Source organism: uncultured Merdimmobilis sp. (assembly GCF_902471145.1).
In the GTDB taxonomy this organism is placed as follows: Bacteria; Bacillota; Clostridia; order Oscillospirales; family Ruminococcaceae; genus Merdimmobilis; species Merdimmobilis hominis.
The window spans coordinates 1-15,622 of sequence record NZ_CABRJC010000012.1; the positions used below are offsets into that span (position 1 = coordinate 1).

At 60.2% G+C, this 15,622-nt stretch carries 14 protein-coding genes; 10 read left to right on the forward strand and 4 right to left on the reverse strand.

What is annotated here, in order from left to right; genetic code table 11:
* Positions 1-32 precede the first annotated feature (32 nt).
* A complete protein-coding gene (locus tag RDQ42_RS06840) occupies positions 33-584 on the reverse strand; it encodes a GNAT family N-acetyltransferase (protein ID WP_071427484.1) in 552 nt (183 codons plus the stop codon).
* Entirely contained in the window at positions 566-1,975 is a 1,410-nt protein-coding gene (locus RDQ42_RS06845; RefSeq protein WP_231358812.1) for a phenylacetate--CoA ligase family protein, read from the reverse strand. The genes RDQ42_RS06840 and RDQ42_RS06845 overlap by 19 nt, the downstream gene beginning before the upstream one ends.
* Positions 1,976-2,338: 363 nt before the next feature.
* On the opposite strand from RDQ42_RS06845, the gene RDQ42_RS06850 reads away from it, so the two are divergent.
* Positions 2,339-3,283, forward strand: coding sequence for an AEC family transporter (locus RDQ42_RS06850; RefSeq protein WP_231358814.1), 945 nt, complete (start codon positions 2,339-2,341; stop codon positions 3,281-3,283).
* A 100-nt stretch (positions 3,284-3,383) separates the two neighbouring features.
* Here RDQ42_RS06850 and RDQ42_RS06855 read toward each other — a convergent pair whose 3' ends face one another.
* Together RDQ42_RS06855 and RDQ42_RS06860 are read right to left on the reverse strand one after the other, a co-directional pair.
* Positions 3,384-4,097 carry a response regulator gene (locus tag RDQ42_RS06855; RefSeq protein WP_071427482.1) on the reverse strand — a complete coding sequence of 238 codons (714 nt, stop codon included), beginning with the start codon at positions 4,095-4,097 and terminating at the stop codon, positions 3,384-3,386.
* Positions 4,090-6,774, reverse strand: coding sequence for a sensor histidine kinase KdpD (locus tag RDQ42_RS06860; protein ID WP_308588473.1), 2,685 nt, complete (start codon positions 6,772-6,774; stop codon positions 4,090-4,092). The genes RDQ42_RS06855 and RDQ42_RS06860 overlap by 8 nt, the downstream gene beginning before the upstream one ends.
* Positions 6,775-7,195: 421 nt before the next feature.
* Here RDQ42_RS06860 and RDQ42_RS06865 point away from each other — a divergent pair, with 421 nt between their 5' ends.
* From RDQ42_RS06865 to RDQ42_RS06905, 9 genes are all read left to right on the forward strand, one after another.
* Complete coding sequence (locus RDQ42_RS06865; RefSeq protein ID WP_054332276.1) at positions 7,196-7,600, forward strand: DUF3842 family protein; 405 nt, start codon at positions 7,196-7,198, stop codon at positions 7,598-7,600.
* 230 nt (positions 7,601-7,830) lie between these two features.
* The gene (locus RDQ42_RS06870; RefSeq protein ID WP_231358811.1) at positions 7,831-9,039 is read left to right on the forward strand and encodes an ABC transporter substrate-binding protein; all 1,209 of its coding nucleotides are present in this window, start codon (positions 7,831-7,833) and stop codon (positions 9,037-9,039) included.
* A 46-nt stretch (positions 9,040-9,085) separates the two neighbouring features.
* Positions 9,086-10,114, forward strand: a complete 1,029-nt coding sequence (locus RDQ42_RS06875) for an iron ABC transporter permease (protein WP_231358809.1) — start codon at positions 9,086-9,088, stop codon at positions 10,112-10,114.
* 1 nt (position 10,115) lies between these two features.
* Positions 10,116-10,874 carry an ABC transporter ATP-binding protein gene (locus RDQ42_RS06880; RefSeq protein ID WP_231358808.1) on the forward strand — a complete coding sequence of 253 codons (759 nt, stop codon included), beginning with the start codon at positions 10,116-10,118 and terminating at the stop codon, positions 10,872-10,874.
* Positions 10,875-10,896: 22 nt separating this feature from the next.
* Entirely contained in the window at positions 10,897-11,613 is a 717-nt protein-coding gene (locus RDQ42_RS06885) for a class I SAM-dependent methyltransferase (RefSeq protein WP_231358807.1), read from the forward strand.
* A 45-nt stretch (positions 11,614-11,658) separates the two neighbouring features.
* Positions 11,659-12,402 carry an ATP-dependent sacrificial sulfur transferase LarE gene (gene larE, locus RDQ42_RS06890; protein ID WP_231358805.1) on the forward strand — a complete coding sequence of 248 codons (744 nt, stop codon included), beginning with the start codon at positions 11,659-11,661 and terminating at the stop codon, positions 12,400-12,402.
* A 17-nt stretch (positions 12,403-12,419) separates the two neighbouring features.
* Complete coding sequence (gene larB / locus RDQ42_RS06895; protein WP_308588476.1) at positions 12,420-13,178, forward strand: nickel pincer cofactor biosynthesis protein LarB; 759 nt, start codon at positions 12,420-12,422, stop codon at positions 13,176-13,178.
* On the forward strand, positions 13,175-14,455 hold the full coding sequence (gene larC, locus RDQ42_RS06900; RefSeq protein WP_054332268.1) for a nickel pincer cofactor biosynthesis protein LarC: 1,281 nt from the start codon (positions 13,175-13,177) through the stop codon (positions 14,453-14,455). Before larB ends, larC begins: the two co-directional genes overlap by 4 nt.
* A gap of 167 nt (positions 14,456-14,622) precedes the next feature.
* On the forward strand, positions 14,623-15,603 hold the full coding sequence (locus RDQ42_RS06905; protein WP_231358801.1) for a DUF3658 domain-containing protein: 981 nt from the start codon (positions 14,623-14,625) through the stop codon (positions 15,601-15,603).
* Positions 15,604-15,622 lie beyond the last annotated feature (19 nt).

The window sequence follows — 15,622 nt, forward strand, 5'->3', positions numbered from 1 at the left end:
TATGGGGCCCGGCGCTTCCTTATATAGAAATATCAGCGGGAGAGGTACTCCTCCCGGCTCAGATGGTAGTAGATGAGGGGGTTGTGGGGATGGCCTGCGGGAATGGAGGTGTCCAAAAACTCCGTTCCCCGTTTCAGCCCGATTTTCTCCATCACCCGCTGGGAACGCAGGTTGCGGTGGGTGGTGTAGCTGCACACCTTTGGCAGGGCCAGCTCCCGGAAGCCGTAGTCCAAACAGGCTTTGGCCCCCTCTGTGGCGTAGCCCTTTCCCCAGAAGGGGTGGTCCAGCCGCCAGCCGATCTCCACGCAAGGGCAAAAATCCGCATCCAAACGGGCCCAGTGGAAGCCGATGAAGCCCATAAACAGATTGGAGGCTTTCTCCTGGGCAGCGTACAGGCCGTAGCCGTATTCCGCAAACTCCTTTTGGATTTTTTGGTAAAACTCCTGGGTTCGTTCCTCGGTGTAGGGGGAGACGAAATACTCCATCACTACCGGGTCTGCATTCATCCGGGCAAAGGGGGCCAGGTCCTCCGGCCTCCAGCGGCGCAGCAAAAGGCGGGGGGTTTCTAATATTGTGTCACACATGAAGGTTCCTCCCTTTCAAAAATGGTTTTTGTCCACTCCCGGCAGACCGGTTGGAACTTGCCGCCATGGGGCAGGGGTGCCGGACGGTGGGAGGAGAGGTGAATTTCAACGCGGACACCTCTCCCCCGCAGGAAGTCTGCTAACCGGGCTTGGGCCTCCAAAAGGCCTTGGGCGGGGTCTACCCCCTCCCGCAGGGCAAGGCGCAGGTCTAGTTCCCGCCCCCCGGTCTGCACCAGCTGGAATTCCTCCACGCTGGGAAGGGAGGCAAAGACCTCCACAATCTCCCTGGGAAGGATCTCAACAATCCCGCCGTGGCTGGGGAGGAGAAGGGTCTCATCCGCCCGGCCCTCCAGCTGGAAGGGTGGAAGGATGTTGCCGCAGCTGCAACTCTCAGGGAGGAACCGCACTCGGTCCTCCAGCAGATAGCGGATCACCGGCTGGATGAAGTTGGAAAGGTTGGTGACCAGCACCCCCCAGGAGAGTTCCCCGGGCGGGGTGGGGGTCAAATCCCGGTTGACCGGTTCCAGGATGACGCAGTCGCTGTTGAGGTGGTAATTCCCCGTCGCGCATTGAGTGGCAATCAAGCCGCCCTCTGCCGAGACGTAATTGGACAGCAGCTGGCACCCGGGAAAAGCCGCCTCAATGGCTTGGCGCTGATGGGGGAACAGGGTTTCCCCACTGGTGACTACCATGGCGGGCCGGCAGGACAGGGTGTCCCGGGAGGCGTTGATCAGCCGCCACAGCAAAGAGGGATGGGCACTGATGTTGGAGGGCTTGTACCGGTTCAACATAGCGGCTTGCTCCCAAGGGGAAAGGGCGGCGGGGACGATGCGGAACCGCCCGGATTGGAGGGGATGGCGCAGCTGCCGCAGCCGGATGAGGCAGTTGGAGGAATAAAACCCGCTGGTGGATTGGATGCCAGCGGTGCGGCCCCCGTTTTTCAACGCCTTGCGCAGGGCCTCCTTGGAGATATCCAGCCGTTTGACCCCCAAAGCGGTGAGGAAGGAGAGGGCATTTTCGTCCAGGAGCAATAAGGCCGGCCTGCTGGTGGTTCCCGAGGTGGTCACCGGCAGGTATTTCCCCAGGAACATCTTGCCGATGTTTTCCGGCGACTGCATAAATTCCTGGAGGCCAGCCAAGGTGACCTTGGGGTCGGTTATACACCGTTCAAATTGCTGGGCTAGGTCCCCCTTACGGGTGATAGGCAGGTCGGCTAGGGTGAACCCCTCTGGCAGGTCCTGGAGCAATTCCTGCCAATAGGGGGAGTTGCGGCGGGCGTAGTCCACCAGTTTGTGCAGGCGCTGGTATTGCAGCTGCTGCAGCTGTTCCGGAGACAAACGGCGGATATCCCCCACCGTTTTGATAGACCGCATAGGGCCAATTGGTTTCATAAAACTCCTCCTCACTCAGGTGGAATCGGGTGGGGATTTCCCCACAGCGGGATGGGGCATAAAAATACAATAAGGCGTGAAGAACCGCATTGCCCGCCGGGGATTTTTAGAGAAAGGTTTTTCACAAGCTTCAGCTGTTTTACAAAGGCGGGCTTATTTATTTGCTATTATAACACAAAATGCCCAGGTCTGGAAAATCCATCTGTCAATTTGCAGTGGAGAGGGTTCCCTCAAAAAATAAAACGGCACCTTTTTCATTGTGTTCTGCCGCCGGGAGTGCTACAATAATTGGGTAATGTGAGCCTGAAAGAGCGCGCCCAGTGCGCCGGGTATTTTTGAAGGAGGGTACAACGATTGGAACAGGTGATTTTAAGTTTTAACACCATCATGCCCCTGTTTATGGTGGGTGCGCTGGGTTATGTATTGATGCGGGTGAAGGTCATTGACCAGCATTTTGTGGATGTGGGGTCGGGCCTCTGCTTTAAGGTGCTGCTGCCCATTCTGTTGTTTAAGGAGCTGTACACCTCCAAAGTGCTGGACAATTTCAACACCAGGCTGGTTCTCTTCTCTCTGGGCGGCATGGTGGCCATCCTCGTTGGGTGTATTGTGCTGACTCCCATGGTGATGAAAGGGAGCTCCAAGGCGCGGATTGGCGCCGTTGCCCACGGCATTTACCGCAGCAACTTTGTGTTTATCGGCCTGCCCATCATGGAGAGCATGTTCGGTGCAGAGGGCACTGCCAACGCCTTGGCGGTACTGCCCTTTGCGGTCGCCCTTTTCAATGTGGGCGCGGTGATCATCTTCACCATCTTCGCGCCGGAGGATTCCGGGGTGGAAGGGGTCAGCCTGAAGAAGATCCTCAAAAGCATCGCCAAAAACCCGTTGATTATCGCCTTGGCCATTGCGGCAGCGTTTGTGATCACCGGGATCAAGCTGCCGGTTTTCCTGGAGAAATCCATCGTCAACATCGGCGCCACTGCCACCCCTATGGCCCTTTTGACCTTGGGCGCCCAGCTGGATTTCAAGGCGGCGGCCAAGAATTTAAAGGTCTCCGGCGCGGTGACCTTCCTGCGGCTGGTGGTGCTGCCCGGCGTCATGGTGGCCTTGGGTGCGCTAGTCGGTTTCCGGGGCGCAGAACTGGGCCTGTTGCTCATCCTGTATGGCGCGCCCTCGGCGGTGTCCGGCTTCGCCATGGCCAAGAGCATGAAGAGCGACGCCGCCCTCACCAGCGAGATCACCATCCTGACCACCTTTTTTTCCACCTTGTCCCTCTTCCTGGGGATTGTGGCCATCGGGTTTATCCAGTAAGGGGAGCGAAGTCTTCCCCGCGCAGCCTAGCGGGTATGTATTTGCAGAAAAAGAGAAGGGGGAACAACGTTCCCCCTTCTCTTTTTTTGTGGTGCAGGGACTACAAATCCTCCCCTTGCTGGCGGATCATCCGGTAGCCGACCCCGATGTGGGTTTGAATGTATTGGGGATGGCTGGGGTCTGGCTCGATCTTTTTGCGCAAGGTCGCCATGAACACCCGCAGGGATGGGGTGTCGGACAATGTCGGGCTGCCCCACACTTCGTTTAAAATATAATTGTGGGTCAACACCTTGCCGGTGTTTTTGCACAGCAGGCAAAGGAGCTTGTACTCGATGGGAGTCAGGTGGATTTCCTGACCGCCCCGGTAGACGCAGCCGGCGGCGTAATCGATTTTCAGTTCTCCATTTTCATATACCGAACTCTGTGCATCTACCTTCCCGCTGTCGTACCGCACCCGGCGCAGGGCGACCCGCAGCCGGGCCAGCAATTCATCCACCGAGAAGGGCTTGGTCAGGTAGTCATCCGCCCCAGCGTCCAAGGCGAGGACTTTGTCGCTGTCCTCGTTGCGGGCGGAGATGACAATGATGGGCATGTTGCTCCAAGAGCGCACTTTGCGGATGATGTCCACCCCGTCTATATCGGGTAGGCCCAGATCCAGGAGCATGACGTCTGGGCGGTAGGAGACGGCGTCCAGCACCGCCCCGGCCCCGGTTTTGGCCCGGTGGAATTGGTAGTTTTGGGTTTCTAAGGTGGTGGCGATCAGGTTGCCGACGGCCACGTCGTCCTCCACCACCAGGATTTGCGGTTTATTCATGTGGATTCACCTCCGATGAATGCAGGGTAAAGGTAAAACGGCAGCCCTTTGGCAGGTTGTCCCGGACGTGGATTTCCCCGCCGTGGGCATGGATAATGGATTTGCATAGGGAAAGGCCCAAGCCCATCCCCCGGCGGCTGTCGCCCCGGTCGTTGCCCGCCGTATAGAACATCTCAAAGAGTTTGGCTTTGGCCTCATCGGGGATGCCGGGGCCGTCGTCAGCGACCTCCACCAGAATGTTGTCTCCTTGGCGGCGGGCGGACAGCTGGATGTGGGAACCGGGCGGGGTGTATTTGATGGCGTTGTTGACAATGTTGATGACCACCTGGACAATGAGCCGGGCATCCATATCCGCCATGAGCAGGTCGTCGGGAAGCTGGACCGAGATGGTGTGTTCCGACGCCTTGCGGTCCAGGTGGGCAAGGGCTTCTTGGAAGACCTCCTCCAGAAGCTCCGGCTGCTTTTGAATGGCCATGGCGCCGTTTTCAATCCGGGTGACCGACAGGAGGTTTTCCACCAGGTTGACCAGCCACATGGCGTCGTCATAGATGGAGGCGTAGAGGGACTGCTTTTTCCCCTCGGTGAGGACGCCGCCATTTTCCATCAGAATGCCGGCATTGCCGCTGATGCTGGTGAGCGGGGTGCGCAGGTCGTGGGAGATGGCCCGCAGCAGGTTGGCCCGCAGAGCCTCCTGTTTGGCAGCCTCTTCCATTTTCTGCTTGGCCCGGCTCATCCGGTCCTTTTCCAAGGCCAGGCCGCACTCGTCCAGAATGGCAATCATCAGGTTTTTTTCAAAGGATTCCGGCGGGGCTTTCTCCCCGATGGCGATGCCTGCCACCGCCAGCACTTGGCCGGAACCCCGCACCGCCATGTATAGGCATTGGGCGCTGGGGAGGGTCCCAGTGGTGGCGCCGGCGTGCTTGTTGTTGATGAGGACCCATTTGGCTACCGCCTGCTCCGCGGGGGTGAGGCAAGAGGCCAGGGAATCCCCGGGGTTTACAGGGAAGACCATAGGTTCATGTAAATCCCAATCCTCTCCCGCAGGGTAGAGGAGTACTGGTCGCTCCAGCAGCTTGATCAGCTGGGTGGCGGTGACCGAGAGGATTTCCTCCTGCTGTTCGGCCTTTTGCAGCTTTTGGCTGGTCTCCAGCAAGATCTGGGTCCGGTAGGCTTTCCAGGCGCTTTGGACGGCCTGCCGCTTTACCCGGATGGTCAGGGTACTGCTGAGAAAGGCCACTAGGAACATCACCCCAAAGGTGGCGATGTAGCCGGGGTCGCTGAGCAGGGTGAAGTAGGGGTAGGTGAAGAAGAAGTTGAAGATCAGCACCGAAAGGAGGGAAGCCAACAGGCTGTAAATCCGGCCGGAGGTGAAGATGGAGACGCACAGCACCCCCAAAATGTACACCATGATGACGTTGGCGGAGGTGAATCCGACAAAATCAAATAGAAAACCCATCCCAGTGCATATCCCTAGAATGCCCAGCATTTTGAGAAAATCCCGCGGCGAAAAGGGCTCCCGTGCTGGATGGGCGGGGGATTTGCGGGGCACTGGCTTTTGCTGCTGATCTGGGATGATGTAGACATCCAAGTCTGGGGCCAGGTCGCTGAGCTGATCCACCAGTGATTTTTTGCCGGGGAACAGCCCCCGCTTCTGGACGCTGCGGCCTAAAATGATTTTGGAAATGCCGCCCGCCCTGGCATATTCGGCGATCTGGACAGCGGGGTCGTCGCCGTAGACGGTGGTGATCTGCGCCCCCAGTTCCTCCGCTAGGCGGACGTTTGCCCGGAGCCGCCGGCTGGAATCCTCCTCCAGGTCTGTATCGGAGGTCTTGACGTACAAGGCGGTGAATTGGCTGTGGAACGCCTCTGCCATCCGAGCTGCGGTGCGGATCACCTTGGCGTTGGAGGGGGCGCTGGACAGGCAGATCAGGATGTGCTCACTGCTTTTGGGACGGCCCTCCAAAGGGGCAACGGGGGAGCGGCCCAACCGGTCGGCGGTGCGTCGCAGGGCGATTTCCCGCAGGGCAGCCAAGTTTTTCTGGGAAAAGAAGTGATCCAGGGCTTGGCGGGCCTGTTTCTCTCGGTAGATTTTGCCTTCCTCCAGCCGTTCCAACAGTTCAGCGGGCTCGATGTCCACCAGTTCCACCTGGTCGGCGGCGTCGAAGAGGGAGTCAGGGATCCGTTCGGAGACGGTGACCCCGGTGATGGAGGAAACTACGTCGTTGAGGCTTTCCAGGTGCTGGACGTTGACGGTGGTGTACACGTGGATGCCGGCCCGCAAAAGCTCCTCCACATCCTGGTACCGCTTTACATGGCGGCTGCCCTCGGCGTTGGTGTGGGCAAGCTCATCCACCAAAATCAGCCGGGGATGTCGTTGGAGGGCCCCATCCAAGTCGAATTCCCGCAGGGTGATCCCCTTGTAAGAGAGTTCCCGGAGGGGCAGCTGCTCCAGCCCCTCCAGCAGTTCCATGGTTTCGGGTCGGGCGTGAGGTTCGATATATCCAGCCACCACGTCTACCCCTGCGTTTTTGGCCCGATGGGCGGCTTGAAGCATGGCGTAGGTTTTCCCCACGCCGGCAGCATAGCCAAAAAAGATTTTCAGTTTGCCCTTGCCAGGGGTTTCCCCCTGAATTTCCTCCCGTAGGAAGAGCTGTGGGTCTGGGCGCTTTTCTTCCACAGCAGGCACCTCCCCTCCCGATTTCTGGCTGTAATTACTTTTTAAAAACTCGCGCAAATTGGAAAAAGCCTGTTGGCGCTTTGTGCCGGGAAGGGCCTCGCCCTGAGAAGGCTTTTTCACGAATAGTCGTTTCCAGCGACTATTATAGCATAGGCGCCATGAGTACAGTGTTGGTTTTGTCCCCTGCCGTGTTAAGATTCGGTTAAGCCGGCACCTTAAAATAGGTATACAGCCCGGGCTGCGGGGAGGATTTCCCCCTTTAGGAAGGGGGAGAAAGGGTTTGTAAAGTTTTCCCAAAAATGCTATAATAAACCCATAACTGTCATTGGTGGCAGCGGGATAAAAAAGAGAGGAATCCCTCTTGACTTGGAGTGGACTCCAAGTGTTACCATAGGGCCATAGCGGAAGAGGAGGAATGGGGATGACGGTAGTCGTCATGGACGGACAGGGCGGAAAGATGGGTTCCATGCTCATCGAGCGGATCAAGGCGGGGGCAATCCCCTGTGCGGTCACCGCCATCGGGACCAACAGCATCGCCACCTCCGCCATGCTCAAAGCGGGGGCCGACGCAGGGGCAACCGGGGAAAACCCGGCCATAGTCGCCTGCCGGACGGCGGATGTGATCATCGGGCCCATCGGCATCCTGGCGGCGGATTCCTTGATGGGGGAAGTCACCCCATCCATGGCGGTGGCCGTGGGCCAAAGCGGGGCTAAGAAGCTGCTCCTTCCGGTCAATTTATGCAACAACATCGTCGTTGGGACCCAGTCCCTCCCCATGGCCAAGCTGATTGGGGAAGCGGTGGAACTGTTGCGCACCCTCTGCTGACACAAACCCGGCCCAAGAAGGGCCGGCGGGTCCCACAATGGGGCTGGATTTTCGCAAAGGGCTTTGTCTTTACCAACCGTTACGGCCTGCCGGACTCAAGAAATCGAAAGAACGCAAAAACAAGACCATGAAGGGCTTATTCTCTCAAGAAGGGAGCCTTTTGTGGCCTTTTTTATTGGAATGGGGCACTTCCCAGGCCGCAATGGCTTCCATAGAAAGGAAGGAACAACATGATAAAAAAATGGATTGCACTCTGCCTTGGCGCCCTCCTTCTCGTGGCGGTATTCTCCGGCTGTGGGACAGGGGAAACCCCCTCTGGCTCCCAGGGAAGCTCCCCCCAAGGGGAGCCCGCAGCTGAAGGGGAGATCGTCACCCGGGAGGATGGCTCCATCTCCTTTACCGACCTCTCCGGCCGGGCCATCACCCTGGAAAAACAGCCCGAGACCATCGCCGTGGCCAACTACTTGGTCAACTTCATGCTGGTGGGCGGGTCCCAGAGCTTGGATAAGGTCAGCGCTTTGGCCATTGACGGATGGCAGGACACCCGGTATGGGGAATACACCGTCTTTACCGAGTCCTTCCCCAAGCTTCTGGAACTGCCCAGTGTGGGCGGCTACCACAACGATGTGCTGGACGCAGAGAAGGTGCTGGCTCTTGCGCCGGACGTGCTGCTGATCAACACCAGCCAATACACCGAAAACGAGGCGTCCATCCCCACCTGGGAGGCCGCGGGCATCCAGGTGGTGACGGTGGATTACCACAAAATGAGCCTGGAGAACCACCTGCGCAGCACCCGGATCCTGGGTGCGCTGCTGGGCCGTCAAGAGGTGGCGGAGGAGCTGTGCCGCCGCTATCAAGGCGGCATAGACCTGGTCAATGAACGGCTCTCCACCCTATCCCCAGAGGAGAAGGCGGCGAAAGTCTATGTGGAGCTGGGCAACAACGGCGCCGGGGAATACGGCAACAGCTATGCCGGCACCTTATGGGGCGGTATCCTGGACAACCTGGGGGTGATCAACCTGGCAAACGGCCGGCTGGAAGGCGCTTATGGGGTGCTGGACCGGGAGTACGTCATCTCCTCCAACCCAGATTACATCTTCATCGGCGGGGCGATCTGGTCGGGGGACACCGGCGGCGACCAAATGCGGATGGGCTTTACCATCGACGAGGCATTGGCCCAGGAGCGGCTCCGGGGGTTTGCGGGCCGTGAAGAATGGAGGGGCCTCACCGCCGTTCAAAACGGCGACGTCTACGGGGTGGACCACGGAAGCCTGCGCAACATCGCCGACTATGTGTTCACCGAGTACATGGCCAAGTGTATCTACCCGGATCTGTTTGCCGACCTGGACCCAGAGGCCGAGATGCACGACCTGTATGCCACCTATCTGCCGGAGCTCCGCTACACCGGGACCTTTATGATCCAGTGGGACCGGCAGTAACCCCCAAAATGGGGAGCAATTTGTAAAACCGGGGGAAAGCCGACCTATGGGAAATAAGCCATCCATCTACCAATCCATCAACAGGCGGCGCAGGGGGATTCTCCTGCTGGCAGTGGCCGCCACTGTTTTCGCCTGCCTTCTAGACCTGGGCACCGGCTCCTCCGGCCTCACCTTTGGGGAGATTCTCCCCCTGTTGTGGAAAGGACCCAGCGCCGGGGGAAGCCAAGGGGCCATCGTCTGGCGGATTCGCCTGCCCATGACTTTGACCTGCGTCTTTGTAGGCGGCAGCCTGGGCCTTTCTGGCCTTCAAGTGCAGACCATCACCGGCAACCCCTTGGCCAGCCCTTACACCTTGGGCATCACCGCCGGGGCCAGCTTTGGGGCGGCCATTGCCATCACGGTGGGGTTCACCCTCTTCGGCCTCCAGTGGGCGGGGACGGCGGCCTTGGCCTTCCTGTTTGCCCTGGGGGTCTCCCTGGCCATCTACGCCCTGGGCAAGCGGCGGGGGCTTTCCACCAGCACCCTGGTTCTCACCGGCATTGTGATGAACTTCTTCTTTTCCGCCCTCAAGGAATTTTTGCAGTACCGGGCCTCGGCGGAGATCGCCCAGATCATCGCCAACTGGTCCTTTGGCAGTTTGGGCCGCTCCACCTGGGCTAGCGCCTCGGTGGCGGCAGGGATTCTTGCGGCCAGCTTTCTCCTCCTCTTTGGGAAGAGCTGGCAGCTGACCGCCCTCACCGCCGGGGAGGAGCGGGCCCGGAGTTTAGGCATCCCGGTGGACCGGCTGCGGCTCCAGGTCTTTGTCATCAGCGCCTGCCTCATCGCCGGGGCGGTGGGATTCATCGGCACGGTGGCCTTTGTGGGCCTGGTGGCCCCCCACTGCGCCCGGATGTTGGCGGGGGAGGATCAGCGGTACCTGATGCCCCTTTCCACGGTGCTGGGGAGCTTTTTGCTTCTCCTTTCCTCCACCGTGGCCAAATGGATTTCCACCGGGGCGATGATGCCGGTGGGGATTCTCACCTCCATCGTGGGGGTGCCGTTTCTGTTTGTACTTCTGCTGCGGGAGGAAGGTTGATATGTGGAGATTATCCCTGCAAGACATCGCCGTCCGGTACGGCCAAAAAACCGTGCTGGACGGGGTGAGCGCCCAGTTTTCCGGCGGGGAGATGGCCGGGGTCATCGGCTCCAACGGGGTGGGAAAAAGCACCCTGCTCAAAGCGGTGGCCGGCCTTCTGCCCCATGCCGGTTCCGCCCTGCTGCGGGAGGACTCGGGGGAGGTTGGCACCCGGCGGGACATCGCCTATGTGCCTCAGCTGGGGGCGATGAACACCCGCCTCACCGTCTTTGAAATGGTGCTCCTGGGCCTGATCGGCAGCCTGGGGTGGCGGGTCACCCCGGAGCAGACCGCCCAGGTGGAGGAAGTCCTCCGGGAATTGGGGCTTTTGGCCATCGCCCGGCAGCCCTTTTCCACCCTCAGCGGGGGACAGAGGCAGCTGGTCACCATGGCCCAAAGCCTGATCGGGCGGCCCAAAGTGCTGCTTTTGGACGAACCCACCAGCGCCTTAGACCTGCGCCACCAGCTGATTGTCATGAACCTGGCCCAGGATTACACCCGCAGGACTGGGGCTATCACCTTGTTTGTGGCCCACGATCTGACCCTCACCAGCCGGTATGGGGACCGCATCCTGCTGTTGCAAGGGGGGAAGGTGCGGGCTTTTGATTCCCCCCAAGAGGTGCTCCGGCCGGAGCCTTTGGAGGAGGTTTACCAGGTGGGGGTCAGCTTACAGGCCACCCAGATGGGCTTTTTGTCGGTCATCCCCACAAAGCCCCTATAACAACAAAAGGAGAATGAAGCCCATGGAACGGCAAAAAGAGCGCATCGCTCACTACTGGGGCCAGCGGAGCGAAGGCTTCCGCCAGGCCCATCAGGGGGAGTGGGATTCCCCCACGGCCTCCGTCTACCGGGAGGTGATTTCCTCTCACCTGTCAAAACCCGGGGCAGCCATCTTGGACGTGGGCACCGGCAGCGGTTTTTTCCCCCTGCTCTTGAAGGACTTGGACGCCCAAATTACCGGCATTGACCTGACGCCGGAGATGTTGGAACAGGCGAGGGATGCCGTAAAGGAGCAAGGCGCCTCTGCCCGGTTTTTGCAGATGGATGCCGAGCACCTGGCCTTTGATGGGGAGAGTTTTGACCTTATCCTCACCCGCAACCTGACCTGGAACCTCCCCCGCCTGGGACAGGCCTACCGGGAGTGGTTCCGGGTGCTGAAACCCGGCGGGGTCCTCCTCAACTTCGACGGGGATTATGTGGAGGCCGACCGGAAAAAATCCCCCCAGGAGCTGGATAAATTCCACGCAAGCCAGCCCATCACCCAGGCGATGCAGGCGGAATACCGGGAGATTTTAGAGGACTTGGCCGGGGGGCACCACCCCCGCCCCCAATGGGATGAACAGCTTCTGCGGGAGGCGGGATTTTCAAAGGTGGAGGTGGACATGTCCTTTGGCCGCCGCCTAGGCCAGGGGCCGGAGGACACCCCTCTTTTCTGCATCACGGCATACAAGGGCCGATAGGCCTGCAAATATATAAATAGACACTCCAAACAAGGAGGGAACAACATGGAACTCAGTGAATTTTTCCGGGAGAATCCCCGGGCGGCCCTGGGCTTTTCCGGCGGGGTGGACTCCGCCTATCTCCTTTGGGCCGGCCTCCACTACGGGGCGGACATCCGGCCCTATTATGTGAAAACCGCCTTCCAGCCCCAATTTGAGCTGGAGGATGCCCTGCGCCTCGGCCGGGAGCTGGGGGTGGAGGTGACAGTGCTGGAACGGGACATCCTCGCCCAGCCCCTGGTAGCGGCCAACCCCGCCGACCGGTGCTACCACTGCAAATCCGCCCTGTTTGGGGCCTTGGCCCAGGCGGCGGCCCAAGACGGCTATTCCCTGATCATCGACGGCACCAACGCCTCCGACGACGCAGGCGACCGGCCGGGGATGCGGGCGCTGAAAGAGCTTTCGGTCCGCTCCCCCCTGCGGGAGTGCGGCCTCACCAAGGGGGAGATCCGGGAAAAATCCAAGGAGGTGGGCCTTTTTACCTGGGATAAACCCGCCTATGCCTGCTTGGCCACCCGGATTCCCACCGGGGTGCCCATCACCGGGGAAATCCTCCAGCGGGTGGAACAGGCGGAGGACCAGCTGTTCCGGATGAGGTACACCGACTTCCGGGTGCGGGTGCTGGGGGATGCAGCCCGGCTTCAGTTCCCGGAAAACCAGTTGGAACGGGCGTTTGGGGAGCGGGAGGCCATCCGGCAGGCTCTTGCGGCGACCTTCCCAGAGGTGCTCCTCGATTTAAAAACCCGGTAAAAGGAGAGAAAAAGACGATGAACCAGCAGATTTTGGGGCTTTTGCGGCAGGTGGAGGCGGGGACCCTCTCCGCCGAGGAGGCCATGCTTCATCTGAAGATGGAGCCCTTCGAAGAGGTGGGAAACTTCGCTAAGCTGGACCACCACCGGGCCCTTCGCCAAGGGGCGGCAGAGGTGATCTACGGCGCGGGCAAGACCCCGGAACAGATCCAACAGATCGCCAAGGCCATGCAGGATAGCGGCCAATCCACCATCTTGATCACCCGGATGGCCCAGGAGGCCGCAGACTATGTGGGCAAATCCCTTCGCCTGCGGTACGACCCTCTCAGCCGGGTGGGCATCGTCGGGGAATTGCCGACTGTAGACGGCGTGGGCAAAATCGTGGTGGCCACCGGGGGTACCAGCGACATGCTGGTGGCGGAGGAGGCTGCCCTCACCGCCGAGGCTTTGGGCAACCAGGTGGTCCGCCTTTACGATGTGGGGGTAGCGGGGCTGCACCGGCTTCTCTCCCACCTGGAGGACCTGATGAGCGCCCAGGTTGTCATCGCCATCGCGGGGATGGAAGGCGCCCTTTGCAGCGTCATCGGCGGCCTGGTGGATTGCCCGGTGATCGGCGTGCCCACCAGTGTGGGGTACGGGGCTTCCTTCCAGGGGCTGTCGGCCCTGCTTTCCATGCTCAACTCCTGCGCCAGCGGGGTGAGCGTGGTCAACATTGACAACGGATTTGGGGCTGGGTATCTGGCCAGTATGATCAATCATATGGAGGGAAAACGATGAAAACTTTGTATCTGGAATGCAACATGGGCGCGGCTGGCGATATGCTGATGGCGGCGCTGCTGGAGCTGATCCCCGACCGGGAGGCCTTTGTGGAGGAGATGAATGCCCTGGGCCTTCCCGGGGTGCATGTGGCGCTGGAGCCCGCGGTCCGCTGCGGGGTCACCGGTTCCCATGTTTCGGTCACTGTTCACGGGACGGAGGAGGAGAGCGTAGACGTTCCCCTTGCTCATGAGCATCCCCATGTCCATGAGCACCCCCACGACCATGAGCATCCCCACGACCACGACCACGAGCACCCCCACGATCACGGCCATTCTCATGACCATGATCACTCCCATAGCCATTCCCATTCTGCTTTGGGGGATATCCGCCACTGGATCAGTCATCTGCCGGTAAGCGACAAGGTAAAGGCGGATGCGGTGGGGGTGTATACCCTGATCGCCGAAGCGGAAGGTCACGCCCACGGCATGCCTGTGGAGGAAATTCACTTCCACGAGGTGGGCACCTTGGATGCCGTGGCGGATGTGGTGGGCGTCTGCCTTCTGATGGAGAAGATCGCCCCCGACCGTGTGGTGGCATCCCCCATCCATGTGGGCTGCGGCCAGGTTCAGTGCGCCCACGGCGTCCTGCCAGTGCCCGCCCCTGCCACTGCCTATATCCTGCGGGAGGTGCCCATCTACGGCGGCAGCATCCAAGGCGAGCTGTGCACCCCCACCGGCGCGGCGCTGCTCAAATACTTTGCCGATTCCTTCGGCGCCATGCCGGTGATGGAGATCGAAGCCACCGGTTATGGCATGGGGACCAAGGAGTTTGAAGCCGCCAACTGTGTCCGCGCCCATCTGGGGCACACCTCCGGCCAGGTGGGGGAGGTTGCGGAGCTCTCCTGCAACCTGGACGACATGACCCCGGAGGCCATCGGCTTTGCCCAGGAAATCCTGCTGGAGGCCGGGGTGCTGGATGTGTTCACCACTCCCATTGGGATGAAGAAATCCCGGCCTGGGGTGATGCTCACCTGCCTGTGCCGCCAGGAGGACGGGGAGAAGTTTGCCAAGCTGATGCTTCGCCACACCACCACTTTGGGCGTCCGGGAGCACACCTGCCGCCGCTATACCCTGGAGCGGGAGGAGACGGTGGAAGAGACTGCCTATGGCCCGGTGCGGGTGAAGCATGCTCACGGCGACGGGGTGGAAAAGTCCAAACCGGAGTATGAGGACGTGGCTAAAATTGCCCGGGAAAAAGGGATGACCTTTGCTCAGGCAAGCCAATTGGTAAAATAAAAAAATGCCGCCCGCCGCAGATGCGGCGGGCGGCACTCTTTCATCGCCTATCCTTCCGGCAGGAAGGTGTGGTACAATAACTACAGACAAAACCTCACCGCCATTCTTAAGTCTTGTGCAGATTTTATGGGATACGAAAATCAATGGAAACCGAAGGGGGAAGCATCGTGTTAGAGATCGTTTTTGGCAGCAGTGCCCAGGGCAGCCTGCGGGCCGCCCAAAACTATGGAAGAGGGAAGCGCCCTGGAACCACTGTGGGGATTGGGGTTCTGTATCGAGATGGGGAAACGCCTTCCCCTGAGGAGTTGGAGAAGGCGAGAAAGCAGGCAGAGGAACGGGAGCGCCAGACTTGGGAAAAGGGTGCTCCTCTCGGGGGGACGCCGCAGGACATTTTCTGCTTTGATCTTGCCCTGAGCGTGGGGGATATTACAGAAGAGATACCCGGTCCCCGCCGCCAGCAGGCGATGGAAGAACTGTACAGTGCCGCTGCTCCAAAAGATTGCCGCAAGGAGGTGGAGGCGCAGCTGCGGCGGGCCAATGAAGGGTTGGAAGCGGCAAAGAGGCGGGCTTCCCAGGGGGAAGCTGTCCGCATTTGGTACAGCAGCCAGCCCGATGAAGTCTGCGGGATGCACTGGTTTTTAAGCCAGCTGGCCCAATGGGGGAGGGGCTGCGGGCCGGTGGCCTTGATCCGGCTTCCCCCCTGGGTACAGCGGGAGGATGGGGTGGTAGTCCGGAAAAGCGGATGGGGCCAGGTAAGGCCCGAGGAATGGAGTGGGTATCAATCTCTAGCCCAAACGGCCCCTTCAGCCTTTATCCAGGGCTGTGCCGCCCGGTGGCGGGAGCTGCAAAAGGAGAACGGGCCTTTGCGGGGGATGCTCAACGGCCAGCTGGTCAGTTTGCCGGAGGATGTGTACGACAGCTTTATCTTCCGGGAGATCGAAGCGGAACCGGAGGTGTTCCGGGAGGCGGAGGTTATTGGGCGGGTTCTGGGAAAGTACCAGCTGGGCATAGGGGACGGATGGATCGCCACCCGCATTGAGGGGATGATCCGCGCCGGGATGCTGGAGCCGGTCACCCAGCCGGAGCAGGGGATCCCCTACCGGCGGCAGCTGCGAAAGCGCCCTGGCTCCTGCCGCTCATCGAAATAAAACCGCGGAGGGTATACCC

Coding starts and splice junctions, on each gene's coding strand:
- RDQ42_RS06840 (WP_071427484.1), bottom strand. CDS start 584: ATGTGTGACACAATATTAGAAACCCCCCGCCTTTTGCTGCGCCGCTGG.
- RDQ42_RS06845 (WP_231358812.1), bottom strand. CDS start 1,975: ATGAAACCAATTGGCCCTATGCGGTCTATCAAAACGGTGGGGGATATC.
- RDQ42_RS06855 (WP_071427482.1), bottom strand. CDS start 4,097: ATGAATAAACCGCAAATCCTGGTGGTGGAGGACGACGTGGCCGTCGGC.
- RDQ42_RS06865 (WP_054332276.1), top strand. CDS start 7,196: ATGACGGTAGTCGTCATGGACGGACAGGGCGGAAAGATGGGTTCCATG.
- RDQ42_RS06870 (WP_231358811.1), top strand. CDS start 7,831: ATGATAAAAAAATGGATTGCACTCTGCCTTGGCGCCCTCCTTCTCGTG.
- RDQ42_RS06875 (WP_231358809.1), top strand. CDS start 9,086: ATGGGAAATAAGCCATCCATCTACCAATCCATCAACAGGCGGCGCAGG.
- RDQ42_RS06880 (WP_231358808.1), top strand. CDS start 10,116: ATGTGGAGATTATCCCTGCAAGACATCGCCGTCCGGTACGGCCAAAAA.
- RDQ42_RS06885 (WP_231358807.1), top strand. CDS start 10,897: ATGGAACGGCAAAAAGAGCGCATCGCTCACTACTGGGGCCAGCGGAGC.
- larE (WP_231358805.1), top strand. CDS start 11,659: ATGGAACTCAGTGAATTTTTCCGGGAGAATCCCCGGGCGGCCCTGGGC.
- larB (WP_308588476.1), top strand. CDS start 12,420: ATGAACCAGCAGATTTTGGGGCTTTTGCGGCAGGTGGAGGCGGGGACC.
- larC (WP_054332268.1), top strand. CDS start 13,175: ATGAAAACTTTGTATCTGGAATGCAACATGGGCGCGGCTGGCGATATG.